This is a genomic window from Desulfovibrio sp. 1188_IL3213 (assembly GCF_036763145.1).
Classification (GTDB): Bacteria; Desulfobacterota; Desulfovibrionia; order Desulfovibrionales; family Desulfovibrionaceae; genus Desulfovibrio.
On record NZ_JBAIYR010000367.1, the window covers coordinates 1 to 2,303 of the forward strand.

The 2,303-nt window shown below is 60.4% G+C and carries 1 protein-coding gene and 1 pseudogene; both read right to left on the bottom strand.

The window, feature by feature from the left end; all coding sequences use genetic code 11:
* Nucleotides 1-340, bottom strand: a pseudogene (locus V6C16_RS11490) (sel1 repeat family protein); the annotation flags it as partial.
* Nucleotides 341-343: 3 nt separating this feature from the next.
* Nucleotides 344-2,303: virulence factor SrfC family protein (locus tag V6C16_RS11495; RefSeq protein ID WP_333543266.1), on the bottom strand; the 1,960-nt coding region annotated here is incomplete at its 5' end.

A 2,303-nucleotide genomic window follows, 5' to 3' on the forward strand; every position in this document is an offset into this window, starting at 1 on the left:
CGCCCATGCCCTGGCCGCCGCTGATATTGGAGTACATGAGCCTGCCCACGCTCATGGCGCAAGCGCCCTGTCCGGGGAGGCCGATGCGGTAGGCATCAAGGCTGTCCAGCTCGTCAACGACTTCAGGCCCCACGTGCAGGCGCAACTTGCCGTTGTCTGTGTCCCACGCCCGCGGGCTGACAGCGGTTTCGCTTTCCTGCCAGCCGCCGGACGAAAGGCATTTGCCGTCCGAAGCTCTTTGCAGGGTGAATGAAGGAGAAAGGGTTTCGCCCGCCCCCTCGATTTCAATAATGCCGTAGCCGGGGCCGCGTTCCGGATCCACTGCAATGCTGGCTCGCATAGATTATCCCTTGAAAACCTGCAAAATGTCGCGCAGGCGGTTGTTTTGTTCCGGGTTCAGAGTCTGCTGGCCGTCAAAGTCCACATTGGCCGTGATGCTGTAGGCCAGGGCGCGCAGCCAGTCAGTATACCAGAGGCGGTCGTAGGGCGCTTCCTGTTCGCCTATGCGCGGTTCGCCGGTGATGGGCGGCGGCGGGTCAAACAGGCTGACGCTCTTGCCGCCAAAAAGGACGGTGCGCTGGCTTTGGTCCTTGAAGCGCGGGTCAAAGCCAAGCCAGTCAATAAAGGCGTTGATGGCGTCCGCAGCCAGACTCACCTGCTTCCAGACCAGACGTTCGCGGGCTATGTTGCTGTAGGACGTGCCCCGGCGCAACTGCTCTTCAAGGTTTTCTCGCAGGCGGCAGCGTGTGGCGGCCAGGATGATCTCATGGCACAACTGGTCCAGTTCCAGGGCCGGAAGGCCAAGCTCGTTGCGGGCCTCGCCAGAGGCGGACAGGTCGCGCAGGCGGCTTATCCAGTGCTCCATAACAAGCGCGGTGAAAACCCCGGCCATGTCCCTGGCCTGGTCCTGTTCGCTTGGCGCCGGTACGGGCGTGCTTTCGGTGCTGTCGCCAAAAATGTCACCCAGGATATCGTCAGCCGAAACGCGGGTTCCCACCACCTGGACGCTTGCCGGGGACTGGCCCTGTTCGGGCATCTGCCGGGCGTTGAGACACAGTTCATAAAGGTCGTAATCGCGAACCTGCAAGCGGCGCAAAAAGTCGCCGAAAAGCTGTTTTTCCGCAACCTTGGCGAGCAATGTGACAAGAGTGCGCGAAAGCTGCTCTTTCTGGCGGCGCAGTTCTTCGCGGTCATCCGTGCGGTAAAACGGGGCAAGGCGCGCCACAAGCTGCTCTTTTTTCTCATCAAGACTAACGTTGATCTGCTCCCGTTTCAGCTCGGGATTGCACAGGGGGCGCAGGCTGTCGCGCAACAGGCTTACGCCGCCGTCGTTGAGGGTCATGGCAGCCTGCCAGACCTTTTCCGGGCCTGCCACATGGCGCTGCACCAGCGGGGACTGCAGAAAAGCCTGGCGCACTTCTTCCACAAAAGCGGTCTGGTCCTGACGGATGCCGGTTTCGCGCCCGCCCGCGTAGTCAAATATGGCTTCGCAGGTGAAATTGGGGTTGCGCAAAAGAAAAACATTGTTGAACGGGTGGATGCCGTCCCAGTTTTCCGGCCAGTCATGCACCTGCCCGAAGAATTTTACCAGCGAAGACTCCAGCCGGGTTGTCCAGCGCGTTTCCACAGAGGGGGAGCCTTTCTTTTTTTCAAACTCCATGTCCATCTTGGTGAGCACAAAAAAGAGGGCCGGATTTTTGCCCGCGCGGCTGGAAGGTTTTTCGCCGTGGGTGGAGCATATCCACTCGTACACGGCGTGGGGCAGGTCGTGCACCTCCTGCGGGCCGGGCGCAATGCACAGGAGCATGCTGGTCAGTTCTTTTTCTTCGCGGTAGCGCTCAAAAAGATAGGCCACCTTGCCGCGCAGGAAAAGTTCCTTGAGCATGTCTTCCTTGCTGGCAAGGGCTTCGCGCAGATTGGTGAACTTGTAGCGTGAGCGGTAGCCGGGAAAGTCCAGCAGGTCGGTGTGGTCAAAAAAATCATCGGGCTTTTCACGCATGAAGATGGTGATCTCGGCCGTGAGCGCCGTAACCACAGCCCTTGGCAGGTCCACCGTGCGGCCGTTGGGCGCAAGAATGGGCAGAACGTCATCCGCACCCTGCCTGAGTCCGCGCAGGCGCTCCACATCAATGATGCTTTGCTCACGCGGAATAAGGGCCTCAAGGGGGCAGTTGACCTCGGCCGCATCGCCGAGATCGCGCAGAGCGTTGCACAGTTGCAGATACACGGACTGAAACTCTTCCACCTCATCCCATATGAGACCAAAGAGGCGGGCGCGGCCCGCGGTGTCCAGCCGGGGGGCC